Source organism: Mycolicibacterium peregrinum (assembly GCF_001665625.1).
GTDB lineage: Bacteria > Actinomycetota > Actinomycetes > Mycobacteriales > Mycobacteriaceae > Mycobacterium > Mycobacterium peregrinum_B.
On sequence record NZ_LZSY01000140.1, the window covers coordinates 48373 to 74471 of the forward strand.

Consider the following 26099-nt stretch of genomic DNA (forward strand, 5'->3'; position numbering starts at 1 on the left):
CCCTCGGCCCCGGCCGGGTCGGTATGCCAACCTTGATGCGTGACGAACACACCCGTGTGCGTGTTGGGCCTCGGTCTGATCGGTGGCTCGCTGATGCGCGCCGCTGCCGGGGCGGGCCGTGAGGTCTTCGGCTACAACCGGTCGCTGGAGTCCGTCGCGGCCGCCAAGTTCGACGGGTTCGACGCCACGGCGGACCTCGACGCGGCGCTGCGCCGGGCGGCCGACTGCAACGCGCTGATCGTGGTGGCGGTGCCGATGCCGGCCCTGCCGCAGATGCTCGACCGCATCCGCAGCACTGCACCCCAGTGCCCGTTGACCGACGTGACCAGTGTCAAGGGCGCGGTGCTCGCCGAGGTGGAACAAGCCGGCCTCCTGCAGAACTTCGTCGGCGGGCATCCGATGGCCGGTACCGCGCACTCCGGCTGGTCGGCCGGTGACGCCGCGCTGTTCACCGGCGCCGCGTGGGTGGTCAGCGTGGACGACCACGTCGACGCCGGCGTCTGGTCCCAGGTGGCCCAGCTGGCCCTGGACTGCCACGCCGTCGTGGTGCCGGCCCGCTCCGACGAGCACGATGCCGCCGCGGCCACGATCTCGCACCTGCCGCACCTGTTCGCCGAGACCCTGGCCGTGATCGCCGGAGAAGTTCCGCTGGCATTCGCCCTGGCCGCCGGATCATTCCGCGACGGCACCCGGGTGGCGGCCACCGCACCGGACCTGGTGCGGGCCATGTGCGAGGCCAACGCCGACCAGCTGCTGCCCGCGCTGGAACACGGCATCGAACTGCTGACGCGAGCCAAGGAGACACTGGCGGACACGGGTTCGGTGGCCGATCTGGTCGAGACCGGGCATGCCGCGCGGATGCGCTACGACAGCTTCAGCCGCCCCGAGATCATCACCACGGTGGTCGGCACCGACAACTGGCGGGCCGAGCTGGCCGCCGCCGGACGAGCCGGCGGGGTGATCAGATCCGCTCTGCCAGTCCTGGGTAATCAAGGATGAAGCCGTCGGGATCAACCGTGATGGTGGTGTCGGCGACGGGCGAGCGCAGTTTCACCGCGGCTCCGGGCCCCGGGCTGCTGTAGCTGATGTTCGCGGTCTCCACCGACAGGTCCGGCAACCGCACGTAGACCACCGGCAGCGTCACCGACTCCGCGCGTTGGTGCAGGCCCGTCCGCCGGATCGGCAGCGCGTTGAAGAACGGGCTGAACACGAGATCCACATCGAGCGCACCGCCGAAGTCCGAGCGCTTGGTCTGGGTGTGATCCTGCACCAGCCACATGTTCTCCTCATCGCGGGCGATGGAGAGCTGGCGTTCCCGCTCGGCCAGCGTGACAGTCAGAGACAACCGCTTGGTGGCGCCGGTCTCGTCGGTGACCAGGTCATAGGAGGCCGAGAAGGCCGGGTGGGAATCGGTGGAAGCCGCCACGATCCGGCCATAGGCCTTGATCCTGTTGCCCGACAGCTGAACCCGAGCGGATTCCATCCGGGGTTCGTCGTGCGCCCGCCAGGTCAACACTGCTGGCCAGGCACGATCCTTCTCGTCGCTCACCCGTCTACCGTATGCGACGACGCGCGGCCTTCGTAGCCGAGTCCGGAACTCCCCGCCGGACGCGACTCGAGCGCCACCTCGTCGCCGAGCAACGGCTGCGGAATCCGTCGTCGACCTCCCAAGCGGCCACTACCGGGTACCGAGAGCCACACCGCGAACGCCAGCGCGGCATCGAGAATCAAGGCCAGCGCCGTCACCATCAGCGCACCCACCAGCGCGATGTGGAACTGCCGCACCTTGATGCCGTCGATCAGATACCGGCCCAACCCGCCGAGACTCGCGTAGGCCGCCACCGTCGCGGTCGCCACGATCTGCAGCGTCGCGGTTCGCAGACCGCCGACGATCAACGGCAGCGCGTTGGGCACCTCGACCCCGAACAGCACCCGCCGCTCCGTCATGCCCATCGATCTGGCTGCGTCCACCACGGCGGGATCGACGTTCGCGATCCCGGCGTAGGTGCCGGCCAGCAACGGAGGAATGCCCAGCAGCATCAGGGCCACCGTCGGCGGCACCAAGCCGAGCCCCCACAACAACACCCCGAGCAGCAGCACGCCGAGCGTGGGCAGGGCGCGCAACGCGTTGACCCCGGTGACGACCAGGAAGGTGCCGCGCCCGGTGTGCCCGATGAGCAGGCCGACCGGGATCGCGATCACCACCGAAGCCGCCACCGCGACGACGGTGTACTGCAGGTGTTCGACGATGCGGGCAGTCAACCCTGCGGGCCCGGCCCAGTTGGCGGCGGTGAAGATGAAGTCGAGTGCCTGTTGCAGGAAGTTCATGCTGCCGCCTTGGCGCGCGTGGCCCGCGGCGTTCGAGGCGTGCGATTCCACGGCGTGATGGCCTTGCCGGCCAACATGATCAGGGTGTCGATGACGACGGCCAGCACGAAGATCGCGATGATCCCCGCGATGATCTGGTCACTCTTGTTGGACTGATAGCCCTCGGTGAACCAGGTGCCGAGGCCGCCGATGCCGATCACCGAACCCACCGACACCATCGAGATGTTGGTGACGGCCACCACCCGCAGCCCGGCGATCAGGACTGGGATGGCCAGCGGAAGTTCCACCTTGAGCATCCGCACCCACGGCCGGTAGCCGATCGCCGTTGCCGCGTCACGCACCTGATCGTCCACCGCGTCGAGCGCCTCCGGCACCGCCCGCACCAACAGCGCCGTGGTGTAAAGCGTCAGCGCCACAATGACATTGGCCTCATCCAGGATGCGGGTCGGGATGACCAGCGGCAGCACCACGAACAACGCCAGCGACGGGATGGTGAAGATGATGCTCGCGGTCAGGGTGGTCAGCCGCCGCAGCGCCGTGGTGCGTTGAACCGCCGCGCCCAACGGCACCGCGATCAGCAGCCCGAGCACGATCGGCACCAGTGACAACCGCAGGTGCACGATGGTCAACACCCACAGGTCGTCGAGATGGTTCAGTAGATACCGCACGGCTACCCCAGCTCCGGGACGCGGCGCTGCTCCTTGAGTGCCTCGAGCACGTCGTCGGCGCGCACACCTCCGACGAGCCGGCCTTCCTCGTCGACCGCGACACCGAGACCGCTCGGTGACGACAGCGCCGAGTCCAGCGCCTGCCGCAGCGTGCCGTCGGGTGGAAAGAAAGACCCGCCGCCGATGGTGCTGTCGTAGAGCGCGTTGCCCTTGCGATGCACCTCGACGCCCTCGGCGTTGATCCACGCGAACGGCGCGCCTGATTTGATGACAAGCCGCCACTGGCCCGGACTCAGGTCGAGCGCGTCGATATCGTCCTCGTCGACGTGTTCGATCTCGTGCAATGGCAGTCCGCTCGCGTGAAAGAACTGCAGTCCGCGGTAACCACGGTCGGCACCGACGAACGCCGATACCAGTTCGTTGGCCGGATTCGACAGCACAAAGGCAGGATCGGCGTATTGCAGTAGCGCCCCGCCGCGGCCGAACACCGCGACCTTGTCCCCGAGCTTGACCGCCTCGTCGATGTCGTGCGTGACGAACACGATCGTCTTGCGCAATTCGCTTTGCAATCGCAGGATTTCGGCCTGCAGGTCCTCGCGGACCACCGGGTCCACCGCACTGAACGGCTCGTCCATCAACAGGATCGGCGGGTCGGCGGCCAACGCGCGGGCCACCCCGACCCGCTGCTGCTGCCCGCCGGACAGTTGTGCCGGATACCGGTCGGCAAGTTTCGGGTCGAGCCCCACCCGTTCCATCACGCCGATCGCGGCCTTGCGGGCCTTGCGCCGGGATTCGCCCCGCAGCACGGGCACGGTCGCGACGTTGTCGACCACCCGCAGATGCGGCATCAGGCCGGCGCTCTGGATGACGTAGCCGATGCCGAGACGCAGCTTGACCGGATCGACCGTGCTGATGTCGTCCCCGTTGACGGTGATGGTGCCCGAGGTGGGGTCGATCATCCGATTGATCATCCGCATCGAGGTGGTCTTACCGCAGCCCGACGGACCGACGAACACCGTCAGCGTGCCTTGCGGCACTTCCAGATTGAGATTGTCGACGGCGACCGTGCCGTCCGGGTACTGCTTGGTGACGTTCTCGAAGGTGATCACTCGGGCCCTCTGTTCTTCGCGCCAGCGCTCATCACTTGGTCACCGGTTTGTCGAATCCGTTGTCCCTGATCCACTTTTCCGCCGCCTCGTCCGGGTCGACGCCGGCATTGCCCTCGACCGCGGTGTTCAACTCGATCAGGGCCTCGGTGGTGAGCTTGGCCGACACCGCGTCGAGCACGGTCTTGAGTTCATTCGACATCTTCTGCGAGGCCACCAGTGGAACGACATTGGCGGCCAGGAAGACGTTCTCGGGATCCCCCAGAGGCACCAGGTGGTACTGCTCGATCGCCGGTGAAGTGCTGAAGATGTTGGCGGCGGTGACGGCCCCGCTGTTGAGAGCTTGAACGGTGGCCGGACCGCCACCGTCACTGATCGCGACGAAATTGACGGGCGCGATGTCCAGCCCATACCGGGACTTCAGGCCGACCAGTCCGGTCTGACGGGTTTGAAACTCCGATGGTGCACCGACTTTCACCTCAGGCGAATGCGCAGCCAGATCGGCGACGGTCTTCAGGTTCCAACGCTGGGCGGTCTCGGCGGTGACCGCGAGGGTGTCCTTGTCTTCAGCCGGTGACGGATACAGGATCGACAGGTCGCCCGGCAACGCCTTGAACAGCGCGATCAGCACCTGGTCCGGAGTGGTGGCAGTAGCCTGGGCATCGAAGTACTGCAGGAGATTCCCGGTGTACTCGGGGATCAGATCGATCGAGTGGTCCTGCACCGCAGGCACATACGTCTCGCGGCTACCGATACCGAACTGCCGGCGGATCTGAAAGTCATTGGCCTCCAGAGCCTGGGCATAGATCTCGGCGATGATCTTGGACTCCGGGAAGTCGGCCGACCCGACGGTGATCGACTTCAGGTCACCCGAGATCGGCCCGCCGCCCAACGGATTGGCACTGCCACAACCGGACAAAAAGAAGGCAAGCAGTATTGCCAGAGTCGCCAGGGTTTTGCGGTGCATCCGCGTCCTTTCGGCGGTTCAGCCTTTCTCCAGACCCTAACGGCACACCCGACATGCCGCCGCGCTTTACCTCAGGGTGTTTGCTTTGACGCCGCGACGGGCAAAGATGTCAGTATGACCAGCGATCCGTCTGCATCGCCCGATCTGCCTGAGCCGACGCCGAATGTTCCGGTGACACCGGCTCCTGACCCAGGCAAAGTCCCCGATGCCGGCAAGCCCCCCGCCAAGTCAGGTAAGGCCGCCGAGCCCAAACTGACCCGCGCCGGGGCCCTGTGGTCAGCATTGATCCTGGGTTTCCTGGTGCTCATCGTGCTGCTGATCTTCATCGCGCAGAACACCGAGCCGGTCCCGATGACGTTCCTGGCCTGGCACTGGTCGTTGCCGACAGGCGTGGCCATCCTGGGCGCTGCGGTGGCAGGCGGATTGCTGACCGTCGCCGCCGGATCGGCGCGAATCTTCCAGTTGCGCCGCACGGCCAAGAAGAACTTCAAGGCCGCGCAGCGCGACTGACTCGTCATCCGATGGCGCGTAAGCCCGAGGCGATCGCCGGGGCCACCGCCTCGCCGACACTCGAACCGCCGGGCGCCTCAGAGCCTTGGCGTGCACGGAAGTCGATACCCGCGGCGATGATCGCTGCCTTGAAGTACGCCAGCGCCATGTAGAAGTCCCAGTGCGCCAGGTCCTGGCCGGACTGCACCGAGTAGCGGTTGGCCAACTCGTCGGCCGACGGCATCTGCGGTGAACTCCACGCCGCTTCCATGCTCAGGATCAGGTTGAACATCGGGTCGCGGTACACGCACATCAGCGCGGCGTCGCTCAGCGGGTCGCCCAGCGTGGAGAGCTCCCAGTCGAGCACCGCGAGGACCTTCGTCGGATCCTGCGCGTCCAGGATCGTGTTGTCGATGCGGTAGTCACCGTGCACGATCGAGTTGCGGCTCTGGGCCGGAACCGAATCCGCCAGGGCCTGATGCAGGCGCTTGACGTCGTCGTCGCGGGGGTCGTCGGGCAGCCGGACCAGGTCCCACTGCGAACCCCAGCGACGTACCTGCCGTTCCAGGTAGCCGGCGGGCTTGCCGAAATCGCCGAGACCGACGGCCTCGGGATCCACCGCGTGCAGGTCGGCCAACACGCGGATCAGGGCGTCGACGCTGTCGCTGATCACGGTCTCGTCACCCAGCTCGGCAAGCTCAGATGCGCTGCGGACCACCCTGCCGGCCACGTTCTCGACCATCTGGAACGGAGCACCCAACACGGAGTCGTCGTTGCTCATCGTCACTGCCCGGGCGACCGGTACCGCGGTGCCGGCCAGCCCCGCCACCACCTTGTACTCGCGGGCCATGTCATGTGCGGACGGGGTCAGACCGTGCAGCGGCGGACGGCGCAGCACCCAGGCGGACTCGTCGTCGCACACCCGGAACGTCAGGTTGGAACGGCCACCGGCGATCAGTTCGGCGCGGAGTTCACCGCTGCGGGCGATGCCCTCCGAGCGCAGATGCCGGTCCAGGGCGCTGAGGTCGAGACCCTCCAGATTCGTCACCGTCACTGTTTACCACCGGACATTTCGAGGCAGCAGGTCCCATACGTGTTCGGTCCCGTTGACCGAGGCGACGGCCAGCTTGCCCGAGCGCGACGACAGCAGCCGGGTGACCGAGGCGTAGTCGACGTGGAATGACAGCAGCCGCTGGGTCTGCAGGATCTGGTGCAGCAGCACGTTGATCACCCCACCGTGGCTGAACACCGCGACGGTGCCGTCATGGTCACCGGCCTCCACCAGGTCCTCGACCGCGGCGCCGATCCTGGCCATGAACGCGTTCTCGTCCACGCTGCTGGGCAGGTGACCGTTCACCAACCGCGCCAGCTCCTCGGGGTTCTCCTTCGCGATCTCCTCGATCGGCACATAGTGCGACATGTCGCGGTCGTACTCGGCGAGCCGCTCGTCGACCTCGACCTGCAGGCCCAGCTCCTTGGCGACCGGTCCCGCAGTCTGGATCGCACGCCGCTGCGGGCTGCTGACGAGCCGGCTGACGGGAAAGCGAGCCAGGGCGGCGGGCAGCCGCTGCGCCTGGGCGATGCCTTCTTCGGACAGGTCGGGATCGGACCCTTGACCGGGCTCGCTGCGCAGCGGTAAAGCATGTCGGACCAGAAGCAGTTGCACCGTGTCACCATAGGGCCGCGGTGTAAGCCGGCCGGAGAGGGTCATCACATGGGATATGCCGACGAGTTGTTCGACCTCACCGACCGGGTGGTCCTGGTCACCGGCGGCAGCCGCGGGCTGGGCCGCGAGATCGCGATGGGAGCCGCGCGGTGCGGCGCCGACGTGGTGATCGCCAGCCGCAACCTGGACTCATGTGTGACCACCGCGGAGGAGATCAGCGCGGCCACCGGTCGCGCTGCCCTGCCCTATCAGGTGCACGTGGGCCGGTGGGACCAGCTCGACGGTCTGGTGGACGCGGTGTATGAGCGGTTCGGCAAGGTCGACGTGTTGGTCAACAACGCCGGCATGTCACCGCTGTACGAGTCGCTGGGCTCGGTCAGCGAGAAACTCTTCGACTCGGTGTTCAACCTGAATCTCAAAGGGCCATTCCGGCTTTCGGCCCTGCTCGGTGAACGCATGGTTGCCGACGGCGGCGGCACGATCATCAACGTCAGCTCATCCGGCTCGCTACGGCCCGACCAGTACATGCTCCCCTACGCCGCGGCCAAGGCCGGGCTCAACGCCATGACCGAAGGGCTGGCCAAGGCGTTCGGTCCGACCGTGCGGGTCAACACCCTGATGGCCGGGCCGTTCCTCACCGATGTCAGCAAGGCCTGGGACATGGCCGGCGAGCCGTTCGCCCACCTCGCCCTGCAGCGGGCCGGCAACCCTCCCGAGATCGTCGGGGCTGCACTGTTTCTGATGTCTGATGCGTCCAGCTTCACCACGGGATCGATCCTGCGGGTAGACGGCGGCCTGCCCTGAGCAGGGCGCGGTAATGTAGCCCGGGTAGCAAACTTGTCATGACACCCTGACCGGAAGGGATGCGGATGGCGGGGCCCGTTTCGCGCCACGAGCACGTCGCCTCAGAACTGCGTCAGCGCATCAGGCGTCGCGACTACGCCATCGGAGCGCCACTGCCCACCGAGAGTGCGTTGTGCGCCGAGTTCGACGTGTCGCGCGGCCCGGTGCGCCAGGCTCTCGCGACGTTGAAGAACGAGGGCCTGATCCGGGTCTCGCGCGGCAAGCCGGCGGTGGTCCGCAGTCATGACGCCACCCAGACGCTGGACACGTTCACACCGTTCACCCAGTGGGCCGAGCGTGCCGGGCGCGTCGCGGGCAACCGCACGATCGAGGTGGCGCGCCGCCGTGCCTCCGAAACCGCCATCGAGGCATTGGGTTTGACGGCCGACGACTTCGTGGTCGAGGTGTTGCGTGTCCGCCTGCTCGACGGCGAACCGGCGATGATCGAGCGCAGCACCTTCATCGAATCCGTGGGTTCCCTGCTGTTCGAGTTCGATACCGACTCCGGGTCGATGACCGACTATCTGGCCAGCCGTGGCGTGTACTTCGACTCGATGGAACACGTGCTCGACGCGGTCGCCGCCGGACCGGACGACGCCGCGAATCTCGGGATCGCGCCGGGCAGTCCGTTGTTGCGGGAGCGACGAGTCTCGCGGGACCAGCACGGCGTCGTCTTCGAGTGTGCCGACGACCGCTACCGGCCCGACGTCGTCACGTTCAGCATCGTCAACGCCCGCACCAAGTTTTCCTCCGCCGAACAGACGTGAACGCACCCCAAACCGGGTGAGTTGGGGTGCGTTCACGTCTGCTCGCGGGAATCAGTCCGCGGCGGGCATCCGATTCCAGTGCGGGATGAGCAGCAACGCGGACAGCAGTGCGGCGCCGGCGAATCCGTAGAACAGCGTCGAGGTGCTCAGGTAACCGGGCAGCAGCCCGCCAAGGATCGCGCCGACCGAACCGCAACAGTTGATGAACCCGGCCGCGGTGCCGGCGTGCTTGGAAGTGCCGAAGTCGACCGCGGCGACACAGGAGATCATCGCGTCGGCGCCGTACACGCTCAGGCCGATCAGCCCGAGCACCACCACCATGACCCAGGCACTGCCGGTCGCGGTCAGCGGACCGAACAGCGCGAGCACCGCCACCAGGATCCCTAGACTGATCACACAGGCGGGCACGCGTCGCGCACTGAACACGCGGTCGGAGATCCGGCCGAGCAGGATCGGGGCGATCACGCCCGCCACACCGAACGCCACCGGGATGGTCACGGCCTGGAATTTGTCACCGTCGACCAGACGCTCCGCGACGATCACCGGCCCCCACAGCAGGATCGCGTAGCGGGCGGGCTTGAGCAGGAAGTACGACGCGCCAAGGGTTCTCACCATGCTGTCACTCAGCACCACCTTCAGCGACTCCCGCCACGACGGGGTCGGTTCGGCGACCGCCTCGGCCTCGGGCGTCTCGTCGAGTTCGACGCCCTCCCGGGCATCCTGGGCAGCGCGGTACTCCTCGATCGGCGGCAACCCGACATCCTGCGGCCGGTTGCGCTGGAACAGCAGCACGAGCACGAACACCCCGACCACGATGGCCGCCCCGGTGAAGAACGCCGCCCGCCAGGTGCCGAACACGTCGTAGGCGGCCCAACCCAGAATCGGTGCGGCCACCAGGCCGCCGAATGCGTAATTGGTGCTCCACAATCCGAGAACCCGACCCCGTTCTCCGATCGAGAAGAACTGGGCCATGTTGCTCAGCGTCGGGGACCAGCCGGTGGACTGGGCCAGGCCCTGCACGATCATCAGCGGCAGCAGGAACACCAGCGCGGGCAACAGCCCCATGAAGACGGTGGCGATCGCCGATATCGCGAGACCGCCGAGAATGACCACCCGCGGGCCGAAGCGGTCGGAAACCTGCCCCCAGACGAACTGCCCGGCCGCATACGCCGCGAGGTAGGCGGCATCGAGGTTGGCCAGGGTGCTCTTGGTCAGGTGCGTGCTCAGGATCGGGTCTTCGAGGATGCCGAGCTTGGCGACAGAAAAGGCCTGCCGGGTGAAATAGAAACCGGCGTAGGCGATCCAGGTGACGGCGAAGATCTGGAACCGCCAGCGCTTGTAGCGCGGAACGATCGTGGTAGGAGCGGGAATCGCGGTTTGGGTCATGAGATTGCACCTCTGGTGGGCGTGCTGCAGGCAGGCGGTGTGCTGACGGGCCGGGGCAGATTGCCGAGCGAGTGTGGCCGAACGTCAAAGGCAGGTTTCTCTTGCGAGAACGGTGCAGAGGGGGCGCGGCGGTCGGGAGGCGCGGCCTGCGACCGACCGCCGCGGGGGCGGTGGAGGGTGGCGGACTACCGGAGGGCTGCCACCAGAGCGGGGAGATCGGCGACGCTGTCGAGGATGTGGGTGGCGCCGGCCTCGGACAGCTGAGCCCGGTTGTGGGCTCCGGTCAGCACGCCGATCGAGGCTCGCGCGCCGGCACGCAGCCCACTGATGACGTCCGAGGAGGAGTCGCCCAGCACGATCATCGAACGCACCGAATCGGTTTCGGTCTGCATCAGCGCGGTCAGCGGCATGTCCGGGTACGGCCGGCCGCGGACGCCCGGGGACGGACACAGCACCACGTCGGCCAAGTTGTGCCAGCCCAGGGCATTGATGATGGCCGACTGGGTCTCATGGGCGAACCCGGTGGTCAGCGCGGTCTTGATACCACTGGACCGCAAAGATGTAATGACATCTTCAGCGCCGGGGATCGGGCTGCAGTTACCCTCGGAGACCAGCTGGGCATAGCAGCGTTCGAACTCCTTGTTGGCGGCCTGCGCCTGTTCCTCGTTGCCCTTGGCCAGGTGCCGGAAGACCACGATCTTGGACTGGCCCATGGTGTCGGAGACGTAGCGCAGCATCTCCTCACGGTCGGCGTCGGTCTTCGACAGACCCGCATGACTGTCGGCGGCCAGGAACGACTGCTGAACCAGCCCGCTGTCCTCGACGGTGGTGCCGGCCATGTCGAAGACGACGAGGCTGATCGGATCAGTTGCTTTGGTACCCATTGGTTTATCCCTTCGGTTTGGATCGTTCAGACGGTGGCGGCGAGTCGGTCCAGCGCGTTGCCGACGCCGGCGTGGGCGAGGCCCATGCTGGTGGTCATGCCGATACCGGTGGTGACGGTGACGACGTGGGTGCCCTCGATGGGCTGCTCGACCAGGAACTCCTGCCCGGGCGCCGAGGTGTAGACGCCCTGCCAGCGCTCGGTCACCTCGATGTCATTGACGCCGAACAGTTTCCGGGCCTCGTCGAGAAGGACGGCAAATCCCTCTTCGGACTGGAACGGCGGCGCGGAGATGTCGCGGTAGTGGGTGTCGCCGATCAGCAGCGAGCCGTCGGGCTGCGGGGTGTACATCTGGTGCAGGTCGATCGCGACGTAATCGGGGTGTTCGGCGCGCAACCTGTCGGCCACCGCTTCGGTACTCGGCAGTCCCTCGAATCCCGAATATCTAAGCAGCGACCAACCGGTGAACAGCGGCGCGGGCAGGGCGAAGGCCAGCGGCAACCGGGCCCGCAGCATGTGCAGCCGGCACCGCAGCAGACCGTCGCGTTCGGCCAGCGCCGGGAAGAGCCGGTCGACGTCGTAGTTGACCGTGACGAATGTCGTACCCGCGCGCAGCGGTCCGCGCGAAGTGTGCACCACCCCCGGCTCGAACCCGGAAGCCGCGGTACGCCAATGGAAGTCGACACCTTCACTGGCGAGCCACCGTGCGATCGACGGTGCGGCCGTACGCGGATCGACCTGCAGGTCGTTCGGCAGGTACATGCCGCCGGTGACATCGGTCGGCACCACCGGGATCTTCTCGAGGAGCAGCTCGCGGCTCAGTAGGCGCACCTCGCCGTCCTCGCGGGTGGTGGCGAACTCATCCATCACCGCGAGCTCGTCGTCGTGGCGGGCGACGCAGAACGTACCCGACTCGGCCGACCAGAACCCCGCCTTGCGGGACAGGTCGAGCCAGTGTTGCCGGCCGTTGCGGGCGTAGTCCCGCGCGACGCCGGACTGCGCGGTGATGCAGGCGTGGCCGAAGTTCTGGACCGACGCGCCGACGACACCGTCGGCGTGATCGACCACGGCGACGCTCAGTCCCCGCTGATGCGCGTGATAGGCGTGCGCCAGGCCGACGATGCCTGCACCCGCGACCACGACGTCGTAGCTGTGTTTTCCCATGCGGACACTGTGGTCCACATCACCACAACTTGTCAATACAAGTTACGAGTTTTTACCTCGTGTCTATATATGTAAAGTTCTGTTCACCTCACGGCGTGACGATGTTGAAGTCCGGGTCGGGTCGGTCCAGAGCGGCCAACAGCGACGGCAGGGCGTCGGTGTCACCAGTGACCTCGAGGCCCGGTGACGTGGCGTCGCCCGTAGCGAAGGCCAGCAGTCGCAGCTTGTTCGCCAGCTTCACGGTGGTCAGCGCACTCGCCGCGTCGGCGTCGGCCTTGCGGTAGACCAGCACCCCGTTGCGGACCGTCACGCGGTAGTTCGTCGCTGTGTCGAGGAACGTCACGTCGACGGCCAGGTCGAGATCCCAGGCCCGCGGCCCGTTGAGGCTGATGGCGAGGACGTCGAACATCTGCTCGGGACTCAACTGGGCCAGCATCGTCGGCGCGGTGACCTGCCCGACCGTACCGAACTTGCCCTCACGCAACTCAAGAGCGCCAGAGAGGAAGTAGTTGCGCCACGTGGCGTTCTCCGAACCGTAGGCGAGCTGTTCCAGCGTGTCCGCATAGAGCGCGCGGGCCGCGGCGTGCTCGGCATCGGTGAACATCACATGGTCCAGAAGTGTTGCCGCCCAGCGGTAATCACCTTCATCGAAGGCCTTGCCGGCCAGCTCGACAACCCGGTCAGGGCCGCCAATCGCGTCGACGTAGCGCGGTGACAGCGCTTCGGGCGGGTGTGGCCACAGGCGGGCCGGGTTGCCGTCGAACCAACCCATGTAGCGCTGGTAGATCGCCTTGACGTTGTGATTGACCGAGCCGTAGTAACCGCGGGCATGCCAGGCCCTCTCCAGCGCGGGCGGCAACTGGAACTGCTCGGCGATCTCGATGCCGGTGTAGCCCTGGTTGAGCTGGCGCAACGTCTGATCGTGCAGGTACGCGTACAGATCCCGTTGCAGCGAAAGGAATTCCACGATCCGTTCCCGGCCCCATGTCGGCCAGTGGTGCGAGGCGAACACGACGTCGGCCCGGTCGGCGAAGGTGTCGATGGCCTCGGTGAGATACCCGGCCCAGCCGTGCGGATCACGTACCAGAGCACCGCGCAGGGTCAGCAGATTGTGGAGATTGTGGGTGGCGTTCTCGGCCATGCACAACGCGCGGAACTTCGGGAAGTAGAAGTGCATCTCGGCGGGCGCCTCGGTCCCGGGCGCCATCTGGAACTCGATCTCGACGCCATCGATGGTGTGGGTCTCACCGGTGCGGCAGATGTCGATGGTGGGGACGATCATCGCGACCTCGCCAGTGGACGTGCTCTGGCCGAGCCCGCACCCGACCTGGCCTTGCGGCCCGCGGTCCAGCCGCCCGCCGTATTGGTAGGTGGCGCGACGGGTCATCGCGGTGCCGACGTAGACGTTCTCCTGCACCGCGTGTTCGACGAATCCCTCGGGCGCCAGCACCGCCACCTTGCCCGCGTCGACGTCGGCCTGGTTGGTGACGCCGAGGACTCCGCCGAAGTGGTCGCCGTGGCTGTGGGTGTAGATGACCGCGACCACGGTCCGGTCCCCGCGATGCTCGCGGTACAGCTTGAACGCGGCCGCGGCCACCTCGGTGGAGATCAACGGGTCGATGACGATGACGCCGGTATCGCCCTCGATGAAGCTGATGTTCGAGATGTCCAACCCGCGCACCTGATAGATGCCCTCGACCACCTCATAGAGGCCCTGCTTGGCGCACAGTTGCGACTGGCGCCAGAGGCTCGGATGCACCGACGGCGGCGCCTCACCTTCGAGGAAGGCATAGACGTCGTTGTCCCACACCACAGTTCCGTCCGCCGCTCGCACCACACACGGGTCGAGCGCGGCAATGAAACCGCGGTCGGTGTCGTCGAAATCGCGCGTGTCCTCGAAAGGCAGGCTCGCCAGGTGCTCGCGGTGGGCGGCCTCGATGACGGCGGCCGGTGGCTTCTGCTCCATACCGACGAGCCTGCCACTTCAGCGTGACGGCACGGCCACGCTTGCCGGAATGATCCGACTGATTTCATCCTCCCCGTGCCCGGCGTCGACCACGGCGTCCACGTAGCCCCGGAAGGCTTCCAGCGCGCCTGCGTCCAGACCCGCCGCCTGCGACGCAGCGATCAGGTGCCGCACCGAGGCGGCCACCGAGGACACCGAGGCGCCGGCGTCGCTGTGACGGTCGTCCTCGACGCGTTCGGCGATCTCGCCGAAGATCGGCGGCAGGATCGCGGCGATGTTGTTCGCGTGCGGCAGCAGCTCGGTGGGTGGGATGCCATGCGCACCCGCCATCGCGAGGGCATGCACGAACCCGCTGACCGAGGTCCAGAACACATCGAGCAGGGCCATGTCGAAGGCCGCGGCCCGACCCACATCTGCGCCGACCCAGCTGACCGTCGCCAACGCCTCGAGCACTTCCCGGTGGGCGTCGAACACGTCGCGCGGCCCGGCGAGAAGAATACTCGCGCTGCGGGTTCCGATGGTGTCGGTCGGCGTCATGATGGCCCCGTCCAGATAACGTCCGCCGCGTGCGGTCACCAGGTCCGCGGTGTGCTGCGCCGAATCCGGGATATCCGAGGACAATCCGATGACCACCCGGCCCGCGAGTGCGTCGCCCGCCGCGGTCAGCACCGCGTCTGCGGCCGACTGATCGACGACGTTGACCAGGACGAGGTCGCCGGCCGCGGCCGCCAGCGCGGGTGTGTCGGCCCACAGCGCGCCGCGGGCACGGAGCGCGTCGGCCTTGGCCGCTGTCCGATTCCACACGGTAGTGCGGTGTTTCGCAGCCACCAGCGCGCTCGCGAGCGCCTGGCCCATCGGTCCGAGACCGAGCACGGTGACGGTGGTGGTCATGCGGCCGCCCCGTTCTTGATGCTCTCGACGATGCGGGCGAAGCCGTCGTTGCCGTGGCCGGCGTCGATCTGCCGGTGGATCAGCCGTTGCACCATGTCGACGACTTCGGTACTGATCCCCTGGTCCCGGCTGGCGTTGACGATGTCACTGAGATCGGAGAAGTGCAGACTCTGCTGGCCGGGTACCGAGTAGTCGCCACCGTCGATCACGGTCGCGTACCCGGCGATCGCGGGCATCAGGGCCGGCAGCCACGCGGCCGTGCGGGCGGCGAACTCCTTCGCAGGCACTCCGGCCGCTCCCACCATGGCGGCTCCGTGTGCGAAACCCGCGAACATCACGTACATGGCCGACAGCAGCGCCATGTCATACAGCGACGCCAGGCCCGCATCGTCCCCGAAGTACTCAGTGCTGCCCCACAGTTCGAAGAGCTCGCGATGGTCTTCGAACAAGGCGGCCGAGCCGCTGTAGAGGATCGCCGACTGCGGCGTCGCGATCATCTCCGGCGTCGCCATGATGCCGCCGTCCAGATAGTCGGCACCGTGGGAAGCAACCCAGCGAGCCAATTCGCGCGCACCATTTGGTGATGTGGTGGTCAGGTTCACCACACGGCGGCCGGCCAGCAGGTCCGCGACGGACTCGAGAACCTCACGCACCGAAGCCTGGTCGAACAGGCAGACCACGATCACGTCCGCGTCGAGCGCCGCCGCCGGATCTGCCGCAGCGGTGGCTCCTGCCTCGACGAGTGCGGCGGTCCGTGCAGCGGTCCGGTTCCAGACGACGGTGGGGTGGCCCGCCTTCACGGCGGTGTCTGCCAGGGCTGAACCCATCTCACCGAGACCGAGAAAACTGATCGTATGGCGTGTGGTTGTCATGCCACCATCGTTGGAGAGACACTGACCACCCGACAAGTACCCACTTAAAAGTGGGATACTTACTTTTTCGAAACTATTGGCCCTGAGCAGGGAGAATATCCGATGGCCCAACTGGGCAAGTACACCTGCGGACTCGATGCGGCATTCGCCGTGGTGGATGGCAAATGGAAACCGCTGATCCTCTGGGAGCTGCAGGAAGGCCCGAAACGATTCAACGCACTGCACCGAAGCCTGCCCGGGGTGTCCCAGAAGATGCTGACCCAGCACCTCAAGGAACTCCAGCGGCACGGCGTCGTACATCGGGAGAGCTATCACGAGGTTCCGCCGCGGGTGGAGTACTCCATGACGCCCGCGGGCCGGGAGCTACTCGAATCCCTTGAACCACTCGGAGATTGGGCCACCAAACACATAGAGCTGATCTGCGCGGGAGAGGCGAGCTAGCCCAGCCGTTACGTCAAGGCCTATCCAGCGTGTGCAGGCTGACGTCCGACAACACGCCCGAGGCGATACGAGCCGTCATGTACGTGCAGTACGGCTGGCGACGCCGGTCCGTCGGCGATCCCGGATTCAACAGGCGCAGACCGGTTTTCGCGGTGGTATCCCAGGGGATGTGACTGTGGCCGAACACCAGGACGTCGGTACCGGGATAGTCGCGGGCCATCCGGGCCTCCCGACCTGTGGCCGCACCGGTCTCGTGCACCACGGTGAATCGCAGACCGTCGAGCGTCACGTCGGCACGCTCGGGTAGTCGCCTGCGCAACTCGGCCCCGTCGTTGTTGCCCCAGCAGCCGATCAGGTGCGCCGCGCGTGAACTGAGCGCGTCGAGCAGTGCGGGGTCGACCCAATCACCGGCGTGGACAACGACATCCGCCTGGTCCACCTCCTCCCACACCTGAGCCGGCAGATCCTTGGCGCGCTTGGGGACATGGGTATCGGCGATCAGCAGCAGCCGCATGCCAGCCGAGCCTACGTGACCGATGCCGGTGAGCACGGGATCTCGTACCGCTTACACTCCGACCATGGATCTACTACGCAACGTAGTTGTTTATGCGCATCTCATCGGTTTCGCAGTCATGGTCGGCGCCTGGATCGCCGAGGCCGCAGCCCGACGCTTCCTGATCACCCCGGTGATGACCTACGGCATGGTGCTGTCGCTCGTCACCGGCATGGCACTGGCCGCGCCCTGGCCCGCCGGCATCGTGCTGAACTACCCCAAGATCGGCACCAAGCTGGTCATCCTGGTGGCGCTCGGTGCGGTGTTGGGCATCGGCACGGCACGGCAGCGTCGAGCGGGCGGCCAACCGGTCATGGCACTCTTCATCGCCGCGGGCGTGTTGCCCCTGCTCGCGTCGGCGATCGCGGTGCTCTGGAACTGAGGCCCCGGCCTCGAACCTGAGCTGAACCTGAGACGTTCCCGTAAAGTTAACTGGCAAACAACTTTTGTCGGCAGGTACGGGAACGATGGGTCACAGACACGCCATGGCAACCGCCAAGGTCATGCGCACGGCGGCATTCACCGGATGCGCTTCACCACACGGTGACATCCGGGTGCGCGCGCGCACGCGTCCCGCAGAATCGGCGCGTCAGACCCACCACGGCGCGTTCGAGCAGCCGCGGAAGCGCCGCTACATCGGGCAGCTGAAGAGCTCGACATCCACGGTGACCGGCCGGCCACCGTGGATGAACGATCGCGTCACCGTGCTGCGCGGGTTCCTCGCAGAGTTGCACGGGCTGCATCTGCCGCCCGAACTCGCCCGGGTCCAGGTGGCCGGCCACATCGAACTACTGGTCTCCGTGCTGCGGCTGGACCGCCAGAGCGCGCGTCAGTTCGTCACCGACGACGTTCTGCGCGAGATGGCGGTCGACATCGCCACCGCCGTCGCTTCCGACTGAGGCTTCGCCCCTGTAGTCGCCGAGATCGACGCCAGGGTCGCTGTCTCGCAAGAAGCACAGCCCTGGTGTAGATCTCGACGAAACAAAGCGAGGCGCGGTCCGCAGACCACGCCTCGCTTTTTCAGAGTGCGCCCGAAGGGATTCGAACCCCTAACCTTCTGATCCGTAGTCAGATGCTCTATCCGTTGAGCTACGGGCGCCTAGCGTTATTCAGTTGTGCGGTTGACAAGTCAACCGTGGCGGAGGCGAGAGGATTTGAACCTCCGGTCCCCTGTAAGGGGGACAACTCATTAGCAGTGAGTCCCATTCGGCCGCTCTGGCACGCCTCCTTCGAACTTCTGTGAGGGTACCGGACTCCGTCCTGTCGCCCGAAACCGCCGAGGGCACACAGTACACAGCCTCCCCTATTCTGGCCAAGTGAGTATCCGTTTGCGCCCCGAAATGGCCGACCTCCCGGCGTACGCACCAGGCAAAACAGTTCCAGGCGCAATCAAGATCGCGAGCAACGAAACCGTGCATCCGCCGCTTCCCAGCGTGCGCGAGGCGATCGTGCGAGCCACCGAGAACATCAACCGCTACCCCGACAACGGGTACCTTGACCTGCGCGAACATCTGGCCAAGCACGTGGGTTTCGCGCCAGAGAACATCGCCGTCGGCTGCGGTTCGGTGAGCCTGTGCCAGCAGTTGATACAAATCACATCCGCTCCCGGCGACGAAGTCGTGTACGGATGGCGCAGTTTCGAGATCTATCCGCTGCAGATCCGCACCGCCGGCGCGACGGGCGTGCCGGTGCCGTTGCGTGACGAGACTCACGATCTCGACGCCATGCTCGCGGCGGTCACCGACCGCACCCGGCTGATCTTCGTCTGCAATCCGAACAACCCGACTTCCACCGTCGTCGAACCCGAGGCGCTGGCCCGGTTCGTGGCGGCGGTGCCCGACGACATCCTGATCGTGCTCGACGAGGCCTACGTGGAGTACATCCGCGACGGGCTGCTGCCCGACAGCCTCGGTCTGGTCCGCTCGCATCGCAATGTCGTTGTTCTGCGCACCTTCTCGAAGGCCTACGGGCTGGCCGGTCTGCGGGTCGGGTACGCCGTCGCCGATCCGGAGATCGTGACCGCCCTGGGCAAGGTCTACGTGCCCTTCAGCGCCACGAGCGTGTCCCAGGCCGCGGCCATCGCCTCGCTGGAGGCCGCCGACGAACTCCTGGCCCGCACCGACGCTGTCGTCGCCGAGCGCATCCGCGTCAGCGCGTCCCTGCGTGAAGCCGGATTCACGCTCCCACCGTCGCAGGCCAACTTCGTCTGGTTACCTTTGGCCGAACGCACGCTGGACTTCGTGGCCAGGGCCGCCGACAACCTCCTCATCGTGCGCCCGTACGGTGAGGACGGCGTGCGGGTCACCATCGGAGCCCCGCACGAGAACGACGCCTTCCTGGAATTCGCCACGCGCTGGATCGCGGGTGATGCCGGGACTCGGACAGGAGAGACGAAGTGAACGGTGTACGCGGCACGTTCGACGGATTCGTCAGCCGCGAGGGTCAGATCCCCGACGCCGAACTCGACGCGTTCTGGGCGCTGCTGCGGCCCGCGAGCATCGACTTCATGCTCGGCGAGTGGAAGGGCGGCGAATTCCAGACCGGCCACAAGGCGAACGGATTCATGAACCGGCTCAACTGGTTCGGCAAGACGTTCCGGTCGGCCGCCGAGGCCCAGCCGCTCGTGTGTCTGGACGCCGAGGGCAACAAGTTCTCCAACACGGAGGCCATGAACGGCGAGGCCAGCCTGTGGCTGGAGGAGTTCCGCGGCGAGGTGACCGCGACCATGGTCTACGACGGCCGTCCCGTGCACGACCACTTCAAGGTGGTCGACGACAACACCGTCGTCGGCATCATGAACGGCAAGGGCGCGGTCGACACCACTTCGGGGGCGGCTCGCTACCTGTACTTCTACCTGCAGCGCGTCTAACCCTGCGGCCGGCGGCCGGTGAAGGCCAGCAGCTGGTCCAGCACCGGCGCCCCATCGCTGATCTCGACCGGATCGTCGAATCCGGCGCGCACCCGCCCGTCGGGCGTGATGATTCCGCGCGCCCACTCCAGGACACGCTGCGGTTGATCATCCGACACGTCGACCGTCTGTCCGGTGGCCGCGGCGTAATCCCAGGCGTGCACCAGGAATTCGAGTGACAGGATCCGGGCCATCATCCGCGCCGGGGCCTCCCCCGGACCGAACGGAACGGTGCCGTCCACTCCGCGTCGGCGCCAAGCCGCCACGGCCGGCCGCGCCGCGCTGAGCACCTGCTCCTCCACCGAGGTGTCTGGGTTGCGTTCGGGAAGCTGCGCATCGGCCGCAGAGCCGATCAGGGTGATGGAGTTCAGCAGGTGGTCCGTCAGCCCCGCCACGTCGAACTCGCGACACGGTGTCGGACGGGACAGATCGTCCGCAGTGATGCCGCTCAGCACGCGTTGCAGCACGTCGAGGGTGGCCTCGGCGCTATCGAGTTCATCCATACTCGGTAGTGTCCACTCCATGTCTGACACGTACGAGTCCGTTTCCGTCGAGATCAAGGACTACGTCGCCCAGGTGACGCTGTTGGGTCCCGGCAAGGGCAACGCGATGGGTCCGGCGTTCTGGGCGGAGATGCCCGACGTGTTCGGCGCTCTCGACGCCGACCCGGACGTACGCGCGATCGTGCTGACCGGCTCGGGCAAGAACTTCAGTTATGGCCTGGACCTGCCTGCCATGGGCGCGACGATGCCGGGACTGGACGCCGGCGCGAAGGCCCGGGCCGATTTCCACACCACCCTGCGCAAGATGCAGGGCGCCATCACCGCTGTCGCCGACTGCCGCACCCCCACCATCGCGTCGATCCACGGCTGGTGCATCGGCGGCGGCGTCGACCTGATCAGCGCGGTGGACATCCGCTACGCCAGCGCCGACGCCAAATTCTCGGTGCGCGAGACCAAGCTGGCCATCGTCGCCGACGTGGGCAGCCTGGCCCGCCTGCCGCTGATCCTGTCGGACGGGCACCTGCGCGAGCTGGTTCTGACCGGTAAAGACGTGGACGCATCGCATGCCGCGCGCATCGGTCTGGTCAACGACGTGTACGACGACGCCGATGCCTCGTTGGCGGCGGCGCACGCCACTGCCAACGAGATCGCCGCCAACCCGCCGCTGACCGTCGCCGGCGTCAAGGACGTGCTGGATCAGCAGCGCACCGCCAGGGTGGCCGAGAGCCTGCGGTACGTGGCCGCGTGGAACTCGGCGTTCCTGCCGTCCAAGGATCTGGCCGAGGCGGTCACCGCGATGTTCCAGAAGCGCCCGCCGCAGTTCACCGGGGAATAGGCGTCCAGCCGAGTTCGGCCTTGGCTTTCGCGTTCGACAGCGGAAGCCACGCCTGCCCGAATGCGGTCGCCGGGTACGAGGCGACCAGTCCTACCAGCCGGTGCGAGATCGGCACCGGTGGCGGCCTGTGTAGCTTGCGGCTGAGCTCCCTGGCGTAGTCGCCGAAGGACTGCGGGCGGTCGTCGACGATGTTGTAGATCTGCCCGCCCCGGCCCCTGTCGAGGGCGTCGGCGGTGGCCCGGGCGACGTCGTCGATGTGTACCCAGGACAGGACTCCCGGACCGGTCAGTGCCGGCAGGGCCCACCACTTCGCGAGCCGGTGGAACAGTTCGTCGTGGATCACCCCAGGCCCGTAGAAGACGCCGTAGCGCAACACGATTCCCTCGGTGCCGCTGTGTTCACCCGAGCTCAACACCGTGCGTTCCATGCCACGAAGCGCCTCCAGGAACTCGGCGCCGTGCGGCGGTGGCGGCCCCGGGTAGGGATCGCTCTCGTCGATCCGGGTCGGCCCGTCTGTGCCATAGCCGTAGGCGAAGATGACCGATTCCGCGACCACGCGGCGCACGCCCGCACGTTGGGCCGCTGCCAGCAGGTTCGGCGCCCCACGACTCCACAGTTCGGTGGCGGGGCCGAAGTCCTTGGGGCGCTTCGGACCCCACTTCGGCAGTGTGGTCAGCAGGCTCACCACCGCCTCCGGTGCGAATTCGGCCAGCACCGCGTCGATCTGGCCTGTATCGAGGACGTCGGCCACCACCGGTTTGGCACCCGCGGCGGAGATCTGGGCGGTCTTGCCCGACGAGCGGGTCACCCCGATCACCTCGTGACCGCGTGCGGTGAGCTCCCGCAGCAATGGGATTCCCGGGACACTGGTTGCACCCGCCACCAGGACACGCATCTATGGTTCTCCTGCCTCTACGTTGAATTTCTGGTCGGACATGCTGATACGTAAGGCAATTGCCAGTAGCACCGTGGTCAGCACCAGACCCGCAGCTTCCAACCAACCCACCCAGTTGCCTGCGGCGTGGTTGGTGTCGATCAGGTGACTCAACGAATGCAGGACCCAGTGCGCGGTCGCGAAGGCCAGCGTGGGCACGCGCCAACGCGGCCACTTCAGCGCCGCCAGCATCATCAGCCCGAGCGGTAACTCGAACGAGGCGTTGTCGAGGATGTAGTGATCGTTGCGTGTGCCGAACGCTCCAAGGGTGTCGAAGAATGTGCCCGGCGCGAACAACATGAACAGACCGAGGATCACCGAGTAGGCGCCGAACACGGCGAGGACCACTTCGGGGTAGCGCCGGGTCTGCGGCACCGGCGGCGCGGCATTGGCCATGGCATCACGCTAACGCCGCAGTGGTCTCCGAGTAGGCTCCAATTCCATGGCAGATTCGGGTACCAGTTCGGGTCCGGAGCTGTTGGTCGAACTCGATCGGGGCAGCAAGGCGCCGTTGCATCGTCAACTCGCCGACGGACTGCGCGATGCCATCCGTTCCGGTCGGCTGGCTCCGGCGTCCCGGATGCCGTCCACCCGTGTCCTGTCCGCCGACCTCGGAGTGTCGAGACGGCTCGTGGTCGAGGCCTACGGGCAACTGACGGCAGAGGGATTCCTGCACAGCAGCCAGGGCGGCAGCACCCGGGTCGCGGCCGTCGACGCCGCCCCCTCCGGCAGCTTCGGTCCTGACCGCGCCCGCCCCCGCTTCGACATCGACTTCGCGCCAGGCTCACCGGATCTCGCCAGCTTCCCGCGTCAGGCCTGGCTACGGGCCATGCGCCAGGGCCTGGCCGAGATCGAATCCAGCGCATTCGGCTACGTGGCGCCCCACGGGCTGCCGGCCGCCCGGAGCGCGGTGGCCGACTACCTGCGCCGTACCCGCGGCGTGGTCGCCGATCCACGCCGCATCGTGTTGTGCTCGGGCGCAACCCAAGCCGTCGCGCTGCTGGCCCGATGCCTCGACGGGCCGATCGCGGCAGAGAATCCCGGATTCTGGTTGCACCGGATGATCCTGCGCCACAACGGTGTCGAGCCGGTCCCGATCCCGGTGGACGACAACGGTATCGACGTCGCCGCACTGGCCGCCGGCAATGCCACGGCGGTGCTGACCACTCCGGCCCACCAATCGCCGACAGGGGTGGTGCTCTCGGCCGTCCGGCGCACCGCACTTCTCGAATGGGCCCAGCCCGGGCGGTTGATCATCGAAGACGACTACGACGCCGAGTACCGCTACGACCGGGCGCCGGTGGGCGCTCTGCAGGGAGTCGCGCCGGACCGGGTGGTGTACCTCGGCTCGACCAGTAAGACCTTGGCCCCGGGGCTGCGCATCGGCTGGATGGTGTTGCCCGCCCACCTGATCGAGCGGGTCAGAACCGCCAAAAGCCTTGCCGACACCGGGAGCTCGGTGATGGATCAGATCGCGTTCGCCCAGTTCCTGACCTCCGGTGGCTACGACCGTCACCTACGGCAGATGCGCCGACGCTATCCGGCCCGCCGCGCCGCGCTGCTGACAGCGTTGTCGCGGCACCTACCCCAGGCCGAGGTTCTCGGCGCGGCCGCAGGCGTGCACCTGACCGTGCGATTTCCGGAAGGATTCCCGCTCGAGGAGCTGACCCGACGCGCCGCCGAGTCACGTATCCGACTGGAGCCGTTGGGGCCCTGTTACGCCGATCCGGCGACCGCGCCCCCCGGGCTGATCCTCGGGTATGCCAACCTGACCGAGGATCAGATCGCGACCGGTGTGGAAATGCTGGGTCAGGCCGCACGCCAATTGGGCGCGGCCTGACCGTGACGCCGTGTCAGCCTGCTTCTTTGGCCGACTTCCGCTCTGCCATCTTGTACTTCACGAGAGCGACCAGCGCCTTGGGATTGCGCGCGAACGCGCCTGCGGCCTGAAGGTACAGCTTGGCCTTCTGGCCCGCCGTCAACTGTGGCTCTTGATCCGTCACTGACTCTCCCCTATCCGAGAACGTGCCCGAACAGTAGCGTGTGTCAGCTTCGGAGCTCCTACCGCCCGGCAGCCTGATCGACACTGCGGTCGGCGGGCTTGACACCCAGCTTGCCGGCCACGTAGTCGGCAGCCTGGTCCGTCAAGCCGTTCGCCGCGTACAGGTTGTGCGCATTGCTGTCACCACCGGTCGGCGAGCACACCGGGTCCTCCGGGATACACAGATCATCGGTCTTCCCGGCGTACCGGGGGCCAACCGTGATCGGCGGTGCGCCGGTGTAGATCATCTGGAGGAAGCCGCTCGACGGCTTGCCGAACAGCGCCACCGCGGCGACATGATCGGCCACCTCCGCGGGCAACGGGCCACTGATGCTCGGCGGCAACACGAACCCCTGCGGCACCGCATCCTCAGTGAGGTAAGCGGCCACCGCAGCACCCTGGGAGAAACCGCCCAGCACGATCTTGGTGTCGGGGCAGGCCGCCACCGTTGCCCTGACCTTGTTGCTCGCGTCGGCGACACCGTCGGCCGCAGTCGCAAAGTCAAGTGAGGCAGGGTAATTCACCGCGTAGACGTCGACGGACTTCCCGCCGGTCCTGGCCTGCAGTGCGTTGACGAACGCGTCCCCGACACCACCCACGCCCGGCGGCTCGAACGTGCCCCGCGCGAATACCACCTGCACGTCCGCACATGAATCCGCAGAAGCCTGCCCGGCAGCGGCGATGCACCCACCCGCCACGAACGCCGACGATGCCACTGCCGCCAACCAACGACCAATCCGGTTCATTTCTCGACCCCACTCGTTCCGACCCGCGACAACTTTTCGCACCAACTACTCCTCGATACCCAAGATCAAGGCGGAGTGAATCTCCCCGAAGGTGTGATGTGCGACACGTTTAGCGCGGCGCGGTGGCGGCCTTCAGGTTGCTAGGAAGCCGCGCCAACGCGCTGGCGCTCGCGTTTCTCCTCGTAGAACCGGGCGCGCTCGTCGACCGCATCGAGGAACTGGGCTAGCTCCTCGCGGGCCTTCTCACCTTCCGGCCCGAAATCGGTTCGGTCGAAAATCCGCCAGAAGCGCAACACCGGCTGCACCACGTCGTCGTGATGGACGCGCAGATCGTAGATGCCGGCCTTGGCGATGGTGATCGCATTCTGCGCGAAGTCGGCCATCCCCAGACCCGGCATCGCGAAGTTCACCACCTCGTCACGGATGGCGATCATCGAGGCGTCAGGCGCGATGTCCAGCGCCGCCGCCATGAGATTGCGGTAGAAGACCATGTGCAGGTTCTCGTCGGCGGCTATCCGGGCGAGCAACTGATCGGCAATGAGGCAACCGGATGCCCGCCCGGTGTTGCGGTGCGACACCCGCGTCGCCAGCTCCTGGAACGACACATAGGCCATCGCCGCAAGCGGCGTCTTGTCGCCAGAGTCGTACCCCGCCACCGTATGGGCCATGCGAAGACGTTCCAGGGCAACGGGATCCACACCGCGCGTGACGACGAGGTAGTCGCGCAGGGCGATGCTGTGGCGCCCCTCTTCGGCGGTCCACTGCCCGACCCAGGTGCCCCACGCGCCGTCGCGGGAGAAGCGCGTGGCGATCTCACGGTGGTAGGACGGCAGGTTGTCCTCGGCAGCAGATTCACCGTCATGGCCACTTTGGCGACGTGATCCAGCGGCGAATCCTCGGGTTGCCAGTCTTCCCCGTCCAGAAAGGCGAAGTCGCGCCCCCGACTCCACGGGACGTAGTCGTGCGGAAACCATTCCCGCGCCATCGAGAGATGGCGGTCGAGATTGCTCGCGACAACCGGTTCCAGTTCGTGGAGCACTCCGCTCTGGGCGTCCATTCCAGTCCTCCCAAGGTATTGGCGACACAGCGGCGTCAACGCGCCATTCCGTAACCTACGGTAGCGTAGGTTACGGGACCGTAGG

Annotated in this window: 30 protein-coding genes, 2 tRNA genes and 1 pseudogene; 11 read left to right on the forward strand and 22 right to left on the reverse strand. The window is 66.8% G+C overall.

The window, feature by feature from the left end; translation table 11 throughout:
* Positions 1-54: 54 nt before the first annotated feature.
* Complete coding sequence (locus tag A5779_RS22625) at positions 55-999, forward strand: prephenate dehydrogenase (RefSeq protein ID WP_064885824.1); 945 nt, start codon at positions 55-57, stop codon at positions 997-999.
* On the opposite strand, the gene A5779_RS22630 is transcribed toward A5779_RS22625, so the two are convergent.
* Genes A5779_RS22630 through A5779_RS22650 form a run of 5 tightly spaced genes read right to left on the reverse strand, consistent with a single transcriptional unit; the run spans position 962 to position 5069 of the window.
* Entirely contained in the window at positions 962-1549 is a 588-nt protein-coding gene (locus tag A5779_RS22630) for a putative glycolipid-binding domain-containing protein (protein ID WP_064885826.1), read from the reverse strand. The genes A5779_RS22625 and A5779_RS22630 overlap by 38 nt on opposite strands.
* On the reverse strand, positions 1546-2328 hold the full coding sequence (locus tag A5779_RS22635) for an ABC transporter permease (protein ID WP_064885897.1): 783 nt from the start codon (positions 2326-2328) through the stop codon (positions 1546-1548). Before A5779_RS22635 ends, A5779_RS22630 begins: the two co-directional genes overlap by 4 nt.
* Positions 2325-2996, reverse strand: a complete 672-nt coding sequence (locus tag A5779_RS22640; protein ID WP_064885828.1) for an ABC transporter permease — start codon at positions 2994-2996, stop codon at positions 2325-2327. Before A5779_RS22640 ends, A5779_RS22635 begins: the two co-directional genes overlap by 4 nt.
* 2 nt (positions 2997-2998) lie before the next feature.
* Entirely contained in the window at positions 2999-4105 is a 1107-nt protein-coding gene (locus A5779_RS22645; protein WP_064885830.1) for an ABC transporter ATP-binding protein, read from the reverse strand.
* Positions 4106-4136: 31 nt separating this feature from the next.
* Positions 4137-5069, reverse strand: a complete 933-nt coding sequence (locus A5779_RS22650; RefSeq protein ID WP_064885832.1) for an ABC transporter substrate-binding protein — start codon at positions 5067-5069, stop codon at positions 4137-4139.
* A gap of 114 nt (positions 5070-5183) precedes the next feature.
* On the opposite strand from A5779_RS22650, the gene A5779_RS22655 reads away from it, so the two are divergent.
* Positions 5184-5579, forward strand: coding sequence for a LapA family protein (locus A5779_RS22655; RefSeq protein WP_064885834.1), 396 nt, complete (start codon positions 5184-5186; stop codon positions 5577-5579).
* A 4-nt stretch (positions 5580-5583) separates the two neighbouring features.
* Here the strand turns inward: A5779_RS22655 and A5779_RS22660 are convergent, their stop codons facing one another.
* Both A5779_RS22660 and A5779_RS22665 read right to left on the reverse strand, forming a co-directional pair.
* Positions 5584-6606: a phosphotransferase family protein gene (locus A5779_RS22660; protein ID WP_082941806.1), complete on the reverse strand. Its 1023-nt coding sequence runs from the start codon at positions 6604-6606 to the stop codon at positions 5584-5586.
* A 9-nt stretch (positions 6607-6615) separates the two neighbouring features.
* Positions 6616-7224: a histidine phosphatase family protein gene (locus A5779_RS22665; RefSeq protein ID WP_064885899.1), complete on the reverse strand. Its 609-nt coding sequence runs from the start codon at positions 7222-7224 to the stop codon at positions 6616-6618.
* A gap of 48 nt (positions 7225-7272) precedes the next feature.
* Here A5779_RS22665 and A5779_RS22670 point away from each other — a divergent pair, with 48 nt between their 5' ends.
* Both A5779_RS22670 and A5779_RS22675 read left to right on the forward strand, forming a co-directional pair.
* Positions 7273-8028 carry an SDR family NAD(P)-dependent oxidoreductase gene (locus tag A5779_RS22670; protein WP_064885840.1) on the forward strand — a complete coding sequence of 252 codons (756 nt, stop codon included), beginning with the start codon at positions 7273-7275 and terminating at the stop codon, positions 8026-8028.
* A gap of 59 nt (positions 8029-8087) precedes the next feature.
* Positions 8088-8834, forward strand: coding sequence for a GntR family transcriptional regulator (locus A5779_RS22675; protein WP_413784931.1), 747 nt, complete (start codon positions 8088-8090; stop codon positions 8832-8834).
* A 51-nt stretch (positions 8835-8885) separates the two neighbouring features.
* Here the strand turns inward: A5779_RS22675 and A5779_RS22680 are convergent, their stop codons facing one another.
* From A5779_RS22680 to A5779_RS22705, 6 genes are all read right to left on the reverse strand, one after another.
* Complete coding sequence (locus tag A5779_RS22680; RefSeq protein ID WP_064885843.1) at positions 8886-10220, reverse strand: MFS transporter; 1335 nt, start codon at positions 10218-10220, stop codon at positions 8886-8888.
* A 185-nt stretch (positions 10221-10405) separates the two neighbouring features.
* A complete protein-coding gene (locus A5779_RS22685) occupies positions 10406-11104 on the reverse strand; it encodes a phosphonatase-like hydrolase (RefSeq protein WP_064885845.1) in 699 nt (232 codons plus the stop codon).
* Positions 11105-11130: 26 nt separating this feature from the next.
* Positions 11131-12267, reverse strand: coding sequence for a TIGR03364 family FAD-dependent oxidoreductase (locus A5779_RS22690; protein ID WP_064885847.1), 1137 nt, complete (start codon positions 12265-12267; stop codon positions 11131-11133).
* Between the two features lie 88 nt (positions 12268-12355).
* Positions 12356-14233, reverse strand: coding sequence for an alkyl/aryl-sulfatase (locus tag A5779_RS22695; protein ID WP_064885849.1), 1878 nt, complete (start codon positions 14231-14233; stop codon positions 12356-12358).
* 18 nt (positions 14234-14251) lie between these two features.
* Positions 14252-15124, reverse strand: a complete 873-nt coding sequence (locus A5779_RS22700) for an NAD(P)-dependent oxidoreductase (RefSeq protein ID WP_064885851.1) — start codon at positions 15122-15124, stop codon at positions 14252-14254.
* A complete protein-coding gene (locus tag A5779_RS22705; RefSeq protein WP_082941803.1) occupies positions 15121-15996 on the reverse strand; it encodes an NAD(P)-dependent oxidoreductase in 876 nt (291 codons plus the stop codon). The genes A5779_RS22700 and A5779_RS22705 overlap by 4 nt, the downstream gene beginning before the upstream one ends.
* 102 nt (positions 15997-16098) lie before the next feature.
* On the opposite strand from A5779_RS22705, the gene A5779_RS22710 reads away from it, so the two are divergent.
* A complete protein-coding gene (locus A5779_RS22710) occupies positions 16099-16437 on the forward strand; it encodes a winged helix-turn-helix transcriptional regulator (RefSeq protein ID WP_064885853.1) in 339 nt (112 codons plus the stop codon).
* Between the two features lie 13 nt (positions 16438-16450).
* Here A5779_RS22710 and A5779_RS22715 read toward each other — a convergent pair whose 3' ends face one another.
* Complete coding sequence (locus tag A5779_RS22715; RefSeq protein WP_064885855.1) at positions 16451-16951, reverse strand: metallophosphoesterase family protein; 501 nt, start codon at positions 16949-16951, stop codon at positions 16451-16453.
* 64 nt (positions 16952-17015) lie between these two features.
* Here A5779_RS22715 and A5779_RS22720 point away from each other — a divergent pair, with 64 nt between their 5' ends.
* Positions 17016-17372, forward strand: coding sequence for a hypothetical protein (locus A5779_RS22720; protein WP_064885857.1), 357 nt, complete (start codon positions 17016-17018; stop codon positions 17370-17372).
* A 103-nt stretch (positions 17373-17475) separates the two neighbouring features.
* Positions 17476-17889: a hypothetical protein gene (locus A5779_RS22725; RefSeq protein ID WP_110777621.1), complete on the forward strand. Its 414-nt coding sequence runs from the start codon at positions 17476-17478 to the stop codon at positions 17887-17889.
* A gap of 127 nt (positions 17890-18016) precedes the next feature.
* Here A5779_RS22725 and A5779_RS22730 read toward each other — a convergent pair.
* Both A5779_RS22730 and A5779_RS22735 read right to left on the reverse strand, forming a co-directional pair.
* Positions 18017-18089: transfer RNA gene (locus A5779_RS22730), tRNA-Arg, on the reverse strand.
* A 37-nt stretch (positions 18090-18126) separates the two neighbouring features.
* Positions 18127-18218 (reverse strand) — tRNA-Ser (locus A5779_RS22735).
* Between the two features lie 88 nt (positions 18219-18306).
* Here A5779_RS22735 and hisC point away from each other — a divergent pair.
* On the forward strand, positions 18307-19389 hold the full coding sequence (gene hisC / locus A5779_RS22740) for a histidinol-phosphate transaminase (RefSeq protein ID WP_064885861.1): 1083 nt from the start codon (positions 18307-18309) through the stop codon (positions 19387-19389).
* Positions 19386-19859, forward strand: coding sequence for a DUF4334 domain-containing protein (locus tag A5779_RS22745; protein ID WP_064885863.1), 474 nt, complete (start codon positions 19386-19388; stop codon positions 19857-19859). The genes hisC and A5779_RS22745 overlap by 4 nt, the downstream gene beginning before the upstream one ends.
* On the opposite strand, the gene A5779_RS22750 is transcribed toward A5779_RS22745, so the two are convergent.
* Entirely contained in the window at positions 19856-20401 is a 546-nt protein-coding gene (locus A5779_RS22750; protein ID WP_082941804.1) for a TIGR03086 family metal-binding protein, read from the reverse strand. The genes A5779_RS22745 and A5779_RS22750 overlap by 4 nt on opposite strands.
* Positions 20402-20420: 19 nt before the next feature.
* Here A5779_RS22750 and A5779_RS22755 point away from each other — a divergent pair, with 19 nt between their 5' ends.
* Positions 20421-21236 carry a crotonase/enoyl-CoA hydratase family protein gene (locus A5779_RS22755; protein WP_064885867.1) on the forward strand — a complete coding sequence of 272 codons (816 nt, stop codon included), beginning with the start codon at positions 20421-20423 and terminating at the stop codon, positions 21234-21236.
* Here A5779_RS22755 and A5779_RS22760 read toward each other — a convergent pair.
* Together A5779_RS22760 and A5779_RS22765 are read right to left on the reverse strand one after the other, a co-directional pair.
* Positions 21223-22131: an NAD-dependent epimerase/dehydratase family protein gene (locus A5779_RS22760; protein WP_064885869.1), complete on the reverse strand. Its 909-nt coding sequence runs from the start codon at positions 22129-22131 to the stop codon at positions 21223-21225. The two genes, A5779_RS22755 and A5779_RS22760, sit on opposite strands and share 14 nt — an antisense overlap.
* Positions 22132-22566, reverse strand: coding sequence for a hypothetical protein (locus A5779_RS22765; RefSeq protein WP_064847794.1), 435 nt, complete (start codon positions 22564-22566; stop codon positions 22132-22134). It lies immediately after the preceding gene.
* Positions 22567-22612: 46 nt separating this feature from the next.
* Between A5779_RS22765 and pdxR the strand changes: the two genes are divergently transcribed.
* Positions 22613-24010: a MocR-like pyridoxine biosynthesis transcription factor PdxR gene (gene pdxR / locus A5779_RS22770; protein WP_064885871.1), complete on the forward strand. Its 1398-nt coding sequence runs from the start codon at positions 22613-22615 to the stop codon at positions 24008-24010.
* A gap of 13 nt (positions 24011-24023) precedes the next feature.
* Here pdxR and A5779_RS34100 read toward each other — a convergent pair whose 3' ends face one another.
* The 3 genes and pseudogenes from A5779_RS34100 to A5779_RS22780 form a co-directional block, all read right to left on the reverse strand.
* Positions 24024-24173, reverse strand: a complete 150-nt coding sequence (locus A5779_RS34100) for a hypothetical protein (protein WP_165609117.1) — start codon at positions 24171-24173, stop codon at positions 24024-24026.
* Between the two features lie 58 nt (positions 24174-24231).
* Complete coding sequence (locus tag A5779_RS22775; RefSeq protein WP_055118496.1) at positions 24232-24957, reverse strand: cutinase family protein; 726 nt, start codon at positions 24955-24957, stop codon at positions 24232-24234.
* Positions 24958-25097: 140 nt separating this feature from the next.
* Positions 25098-26014: pseudogene (locus tag A5779_RS22780) on the reverse strand (acyl-ACP desaturase).
* Positions 26015-26099: the final 85 nt, after the last annotated feature.